7 protein-coding genes are annotated in these 7,494 nt (G+C 43.5%); 6 read left to right on the top strand and 1 reads right to left on the bottom strand.

Features of this window, described 5'->3' with window-relative positions; translation table 11 throughout:
* The first annotated feature begins 20 nt into the window (after positions 1-20).
* The 6 genes from CKK19_RS10385 to CKK19_RS10360 all read left to right on the top strand — a co-directional run bounded on the left by CKK19_RS10385 (position 21) and on the right by CKK19_RS10360 (position 6,719).
* Positions 21-1,367, top strand: coding sequence for an ISNCY-like element ISLad2 family transposase (locus tag CKK19_RS10385; protein ID WP_076611902.1), 1,347 nt, complete (start codon positions 21-23; stop codon positions 1,365-1,367).
* A gap of 58 nt (positions 1,368-1,425) precedes the next feature.
* Positions 1,426-2,229: a hypothetical protein gene (locus tag CKK19_RS10380; protein ID WP_000589340.1), complete on the top strand. Its 804-nt coding sequence runs from the start codon at positions 1,426-1,428 to the stop codon at positions 2,227-2,229.
* 13 nt (positions 2,230-2,242) lie between these two features.
* Positions 2,243-3,604: an FRG domain-containing protein gene (locus CKK19_RS10375; RefSeq protein ID WP_000482601.1), complete on the top strand. Its 1,362-nt coding sequence runs from the start codon at positions 2,243-2,245 to the stop codon at positions 3,602-3,604.
* Positions 3,605-3,756: 152 nt separating this feature from the next.
* A complete protein-coding gene (locus CKK19_RS10370) occupies positions 3,757-4,197 on the top strand; it encodes a hypothetical protein (protein WP_016239970.1) in 441 nt (146 codons plus the stop codon).
* 17 nt (positions 4,198-4,214) lie between these two features.
* On the top strand, positions 4,215-5,021 hold the full coding sequence (locus tag CKK19_RS10365; RefSeq protein ID WP_016239971.1) for a hypothetical protein: 807 nt from the start codon (positions 4,215-4,217) through the stop codon (positions 5,019-5,021).
* A 294-nt stretch (positions 5,022-5,315) separates the two neighbouring features.
* On the top strand, positions 5,316-6,719 hold the full coding sequence (locus CKK19_RS10360; protein WP_225455115.1) for an ISNCY family transposase: 1,404 nt from the start codon (positions 5,316-5,318) through the stop codon (positions 6,717-6,719).
* Between the two features lie 32 nt (positions 6,720-6,751).
* Here the strand turns inward: CKK19_RS10360 and arsH are convergent, their stop codons facing one another.
* Entirely contained in the window at positions 6,752-7,456 is a 705-nt protein-coding gene (arsH, locus tag CKK19_RS10355) for an arsenical resistance protein ArsH (protein WP_000130816.1), read from the bottom strand.
* Positions 7,457-7,494: the final 38 nt, after the last annotated feature.

Raw genomic sequence — 7,494 nt, 5'->3', positions numbered from 1 at the left:
CTCAACGCATGTTGGTGACCATGTCAGATAAAGAGATCCACCGCCTACCGGTGATACAGGCAGTTTGTGAAAAGCGTCTACGCCGTCGTGATGCAGCATCACAGCTTGGCATTTCAGAACGTCAGGCGCAACGACTTATCAATCGTTACCGAGTTTCTGGTGCTGAAGGACTTGTCAGCCGCAAACGCGGCCAGCCCAGCAACCGCCGGTTGACCGAATCTCTCAAACTACGAGTACTCACGCTGATACGTGAAAACTACAGTGACTTTGGGCCCACACTGGCCGCAGAAAAACTCAGAGAGCGCCATAATATCCGGCTTTCAATCGAGACCGTCCGCAACTGGATGACGTCTGACGGACTCTGGGTCCCGCATGCTCGCCGTAAGTCACGGGTTTATCAACCCCGACATCGGCGTGATTGTCTGGGTGAACTTATCCAGATCGACGGCTCCCACCATGACTGGTTTGAAGGCCGTGCGCCAAAATGCTGCCTGCTGGTCTTTATCGATGATGCCACCGGGCGTCTGATGCATTTGCGGTTCAGCGAGTCAGAAACAGCCTTTGACTACATGCTGGCAACCCGGGAATACATCGAGCAGCATGGGAAGCCGGTATCGCTGTACAGTGACAAACACGCAATATTTCGCGTCAGTGGTCCGGAGAAACGCAATACCACCGTTACCCAGTTCGGACGTGTGCTTTATGACCTGGCAATCGAGCTTATTTGTGCCAACAGCTCTGAAGCTAAAGGCCGCGTGGAACGTGCGAATCAGACACTTCAGGATCGGCTGATCAAAGAAATGCGTCTGGAAGGTATAACCGGCATTGAGGCCGCAAATGCCTGGCTTGCCACTTTCATCGCTGACTTTAACAGCCGGTTTTCACGACCGGCTAAGTTCCCCAAAGATTTGCATCGTCCGGTGCAGGAAAGCCCCGATGAATTAAGAGACATCTTTGCCTGGCATGATGTTCGTACCGTGTCGAAATCACTGACCTTCCAGTACGATAAGATCCTTTATCTCATGGACACCACAGAAGAAAATAGCCGTCTTGCCGGTGAAAAAATTAAAGTACTGGATTATCCCGATGGCACCCTCGCCTTCCTCTATGGGCACCGGAGCCTTAAGTGCCAGGCATTTGATAAGCTGGCCTGTGTCGACCAGGGGCAGATTGTTGATAACAAACGTCTCGGGACTGTACTCCGACTGGCTCAGGTAAAACAGGATGAGCGGGAAAGCGAAGGCAAACGGGAACGAAGCAAAAAATCGCCCAGCCGTAAGGCTCAGGTGCGCATCCAGGAACAGCTCCGGGCTATCAATCCCGTTCTGGCAGACCCGAGCTTGTTTGTGGCAAGTTCAAAGCGATAGAATCGACCATCAGTGCTGCAAAGTACCGGAACAGTGAGTCCCCAAAAGGATACTTGAGATGATTAAATTCCCGACTACAAAGCGCGTTGATTTGTATAAAACTGCTGTCAGCTCTGAGCAATTACATCTAGATCTGGTTGCGGCTCAGGAGTTCATGTTCGATGCCTGGGAAAATGATGACCTGGAAGTTGTGCTGAAACTCATCAGAAAAGCTATCAAGAAATCCCCGCTCTGTGCTGACGCATACTCATTCTACTGCGAGATATCTCAAGAACCTCCTGAGTCAAAAATCGGGAAGCTGGAGACTGCTTTGTACGCAGCCAGCATTGCACTTGGCGAGGATTTTCAGGAGTTCGCAGGACGTTTCTGGGGATTTGTCGAAACACGTCCATATATGAGAGCAAAAGCAGCTTTGGCTGAGGCCTTATGGGAGTCTGGTAATTTTTATCCGGCTATGGCTCATAGCCGCGAAATGCTGAAGCTCAACCCGAACGATAACCAGGGGATTCGTCATTTATTAGCGAACTATTACCTTGAGCTTGAAATGGTGGATGATCTGGCCTTGCTACTGGACGATTATCCTGGGGATATGCGTTCGTTTTTTCAGTATACACGCGCCCTACTCGCCTACCGACAGTCATCCCCGGATGCCGATGATATCGCTAAAGCTGCGATTGATTCTAATAGACACATCCCCGGCTTGTTATCGAAGTGCAGATTACAGATCAAGTCTAACAGTGGATATATCACGTTAGGTGGAATGGATGAAGCCATTTATTATGTGAATCATAATATAAAGCCTTGGATTCGCACCTCTGGCGCAATTGATTGGATTGTAAATAATTCATTAAGTAAAATATAAGGATTTAGTTTTAATGTTTAATCTAATTATGGGCGGAGAACCTGACTATTTTGAACATTGGCCCATGTATGAACGGGTTAGTGGGAGTTGTGATTTTCCTATATCACGTATGTTAGAAGGCACCTCTGATGACATCCGGTTGAAGTTAACGCCTTTGAATGATAAAGCATTATCTTATATTGAGAAATTACCTACGCTTTTTATGTCAGAACTTTATTCCCGAGACAATGTTGAATACATTACTTTGCGACTTGGTGTAATTTCAAATCTACGAACAGTTAACAAAAATGTTGAGTTTGATTTCAGAATCACTCACTCACAAGATGATGTCGTAGTGATAAACAAAGAGTTATATCAAACAGCTTTAGAATTAGGTGCATATGGGCTGAAACGGACTCACTGGGGAATAAAAGCACGTGATTTAAATCAAACATTAGCACTTCTAAATATAACGACAAGAAGTACACCACTTCCTCCTACTGAAGCACTTCCTGATGAAGTTGATAACTACCCAATAATAGATAATGTTCAAAGTTTCATGGCGCGTGTTTTAGAACAAGATCATGAAGAAGATGCAGAAATATTTTATCGTGGACATTCTGATGTATCTTACGAGTTGGCTCCATCAGTTTTCAGGAAAAACAAAAAAGGTAACTTCAAGCATTTGCACAGTGAATCAAATTTAGTCCGTGAAGCCCTAACAGCAAGGCCAACTGAGTTTGTTGATGATAAAACAATGCTAGACAAGTTAGTAAGGATGCAACACTACGGACTACCAACTCGTTTGTTGGATATAACATCAAATCCACTAATCGCTCTGTATTTCGCTTGTTGCGACATTAGTAATAATGAAAATACAAATGAGGTTGATGGACATGTTATTATTTTCAAAACAAAAAGGGATCGTATAAAATTCTTTGACTCTGATACAGTAAGTTGCATATCAAATATATCAATGCTAAGTCAAACACTGAAAGATCAGCTGGATTGTAAAATGGACAAGGAGGCTTTCAATAAAACTGAAGCTTGTCAAAAACTCATACATTACATTAAAGATGAAAAACCTTATTTTAAAGATGTAATTATACCATCAGATTTGGAAAGGTTAATTTTCGTTAAAGGAAGAAATAATAATGAAAGGATGTCATCACAGTCAGGTGCATTCTTATTATTTGGGAATAATGCTGTTTATCCCGATTTAGTTTCAAACCCTGATGATGCTATGCAAGAGTTTAAAGTAGAAAAAATAGTGATCAGAAACAAAGCTAGAATACTTAAGGAACTCGCAAGGTTAAACATTACAGATGCGACAGTTTATCAAGGCATGGAAAGGACAATGAAACTAATTGCGGCCAAATTTTCCGCAGGAGATTGATCTTCATGTGGTTTTTTGACACACTAGCCTGTCGCTACTGGCATTGGTCCCTTGTATGCTAAGCATATGAACTCTGGTGTGTGTTGGACAGGAGCAATTAACCAGTCGTATAGTAAAATTTGAATGTAAAAATATAAAACAAGGAGTTGAGAATGAACCCCATTACTTTGAGTGAAATGAGTGATGAAGATGAAGAGGTAAAAATCATTTCTTCATATGAACCTCAAGATGATGAGATTGCGATCGTTTTTGATAGTTCAAAAATTACTGGAGGTAATGCACTGGATTTTTTCCAGTTCACCAAGCAATCACATTCTAATGTTAAAGTGTACGGAGATTCTAATGGTGTTTCGTACCTGCAATTAAACAGTATAACGTTAGCGTTAGGCACTTTCTTTGCCACATCAGTAATGATACCTTTTTTAGTAAATCTTGTTTCAAATTATATTCAGAAAAAAATTGATAACTTTGGAACTAGAGATATAGACGTTAAAGTCTCTATAATTAAAAAAAATAAATCAGGAAAACATGTGAAATACACTGTTTCTGGAAAAGTAGACGATGTTTTAAAAGTAATTAACAAAATCAAATAAAAATCTATATAGATATTATGAATATTCACGAAAAGTTAAAGCGTTGGATGTGTATTACTCAAGAAGATAGTGCTATTCTTGATTATCTTAATGCTGAGTTAAAAAAAGCTCAATCCTTGAGCTTGAATAATGAATCAAACAGATTGTTTTTATACAAAACAATTTTACTAGCCCATTTAAAATATATTCAAGTCATTAATTTACTTACAAGAGGTGATTTTTATGAAGCATGGGTAGAACTTGAAAGGATAGAAATAGATTTAATACATATTAAAGAAAATAATGAGTTTCTGCCTGAGGTTAATTTCTATGGTGTTAACTTCTTAGCGAGAATGGTATGTAATTGGCAGGCGTTATTCCCATATAAAATCTTCGGTAGTTCTCGTGAAATAATAAAAGAAGTGAAATGTTCAGTATGTAATACAACCCGTAGTTTTATTAATGATTGTGGTCATGTTAAAAATAAACTTTATAATGGAGTTCTTTGCTTTGATGAAGTGATCGATTTTGAATTAATTACTTATGACATAGTTAGTAATCCCGTTAACAAATGTAGTGTTTTTTTCTCCAATGATGGTGATCATTATAACTATTCAACTTTAATTAGTGTTGTCAAATACATACAATCCCCACATCAAATTTTCAATATTACGACCTGGAGATTTAAGGCGAAAGAACATGATGGAGTATTATCGCCAGAAAATATTTGTCCATGTGGAGATTCTTTAAAAAAATATGCAGATTGTTGTTTGCCACGTAATGGTATTTATAAAAAACATATAGATATTTGGTTTCCCTTCCCGTTGAATGTAGAACCTATTTAGAACCAGATATTCAATAACTAAAGATCCCGTTGACACAGATATTTCCATATTAAGATGTTTTCGTTATATTTTTATTCCAGTCTTTCATATTTAACTTTTGCTTTATTAATTGGTTGAGTGGGATAACGCAGCAGTCACATTAATATGATTACATAGGCTGAAAGTGCCCTTTCTATCTTGCACAAAGAGGTGACATTTTAAACTTGCTTTGACATAAGTTGTAGTAGCAAAGTTGTAATGTCCGATAATGGCTAAGTTAAGATGTCCGGCGTGTATAATCAAGTAAGGATTACCATGACGGCTCTCGCAGCGGAGTTTTTCACATTGGATGAAGTTAACCGACTCAAAATCATTCAGGATGTCATCGACCGGCGTCTGACAACACAAATGGCAGCTCAGCGGCTTGGTATCTCCGACCGTCAGTGCCGTCGTCTGCTTGCGCGTTATCGTGAAGATGGTCCGATTGGCATGACCAGCCGCCGTCGTGGTAAATCCAGTAACAACCAGTTGCCTCAGGGACTGGCCGCATACGCGCTGAACATTATTCGCGAACGCTATAACGATTTCGGTCCGACGCTGGCCTGTGAAAAACTGTCTGAGGTGCACGGTGTTCATCTTTCCAAAGAAACCGTCCGTAAGCTGATGACTCAGGCCAGTCTGTGGGTCCCACGTAAGCAACGTGCGCCACAAATTCAGCAACCTCGTTACCGCCGTGCCTGTGCCGGTGAACTCATACAAATCGACGGCTGCGACCACCACTGGTTTGAAAATCGGGGACCTAAGTGTACGGCACTGGTTTACGTTGATGACGCAACCAGTCGTTTAATGCAGCTTCTTTTCGTGAAATCTGAGTCTACTTTCACCTATTTTGAAGCGACCCGGGGCTATATTGAAAAACATGGCAAACCGCTTGCGCTGTACAGCGACAAAGCCAGCGTATTCAGGATCAACAATAAAAATGCAACCGGCGGCGACGGCGATACCCAGTTTGGCCGTGCGATGCATGAACTGAACATTCAGACCATTTGTGCAGAAACCAGTGCTGCCAAAGGCCGCGTTGAACGGGCGCACCTGACGCTTCAGGACCGACTGGTCAAGGAGCTCAGGCTCCAGGGCATCAGTTCCATGGAAGCTGCGAACGCATTTGCCGAAGAGTTCATGAACGATTACAACCGTCGTTTCGCAAAAGCGCCTCGCCAGGCGTTTGATGTTCATCGGGAACTGGATGTCGATGACGATCTTGATATGGTATTTAACTGGCATGAAGCTCGTAAAGTGTCGAAATCACTCACAGTGCAATACGACAAAGTCCTTTATCTGATTGAAGACAGCGAATTCAGTCGTCGGGCGATTGGTAAATACATCGATGTCTGGCATTACCCGGATGGACATAAAGAGCTCCGGCTTAATGGCGTATCACTTCCCTACTCCACCTATGACAAGCTTTCTGAAATCGATCAGGGGGCCATTGTGGATAACAAACGTCTGGGGCGGGCCCTGGAAATGGCGCAGCTGGTCCAGGCCGAGCGGGATAATAACCGGTCGCAATCCGTACCATCCGGAGACGGCCCTTCTCGCAGGCGTAAAGCTCCCACGACGAAGAAATCCCAGCGTTCCCTGGATCAGGACGATATGTTCAATGCCCTGGTGAAACTTCAGTCACGCTCTGAAGAGATATTTGGGAAGAAACCGATTTAAAGCCCGGTAATCCATCCGGGCATGCCTGGCTGTCAGATTTTGGCCTGATTGACCCGTGCCGCGAGCTCCTGATGACTCTCTTTCCTTTCGCTGTAGCGGTCGGACAGGTAGGCTGTGTGCCCTTTCAGGAGTAACGTCATTTTGAACAACTCTTCGGTAACGTCGACAATCCTGTCATACCAGGGTGAGGGTTTCATGCGCCCTTCATCATCAAATTCCTGCCATGCCTTTGGCACTGACGACTGATTGGGGATGGTGAACATCCGCATCCAGCGGCCAAGTATCCGCATCTGATTGACCGTGTTAAACGACTGTGAACCACCACAAACCTGCATGACGGCCAGCGTTTTACCCTGGGAAGGACGAACAGCACCTTCACTCAGGGGTATCCAGTCAATCTGGGCCTTCATCACCGAGCTCATGGCGCCATGTCTTTCCGGAGAACTCCAGACCATTCCGTCACACCACCTGACCAGCTCGCGGAGTTCAAGCACTTTGGGGTGACTTTCGGGCGCATCATCGGGTAACGGCAGACCGGATGGGTTAAATATTTTCACCTCAGCCCCCATCTTTGCCAGCAACCGCCCGGCCTCTTCCGCTGCAAAACGACTGTAGGACCGCTCTCGTACTGAACCGTACAGGATGAGAATTCGCGGCATGGTTTCGTTGTTGCCCGTAAGTTTGCTGGCAAGCGCATCATCAAAATAAGCCGGTTCGATTGCTGGTAAGTCGGTCATAAAAAATCTCCATTTCATAAGCTATGCTTTAAAAGTTA

It is taken from the genome of Enterobacter sp. CCUG 70166, from assembly GCF_020224095.1.
Lineage (GTDB): Bacteria > Pseudomonadota > Gammaproteobacteria > Enterobacterales > Enterobacteriaceae > Enterobacter > Enterobacter intestinihominis.
This window is presented reverse-complemented; position numbering and strand designations above follow the sequence as displayed.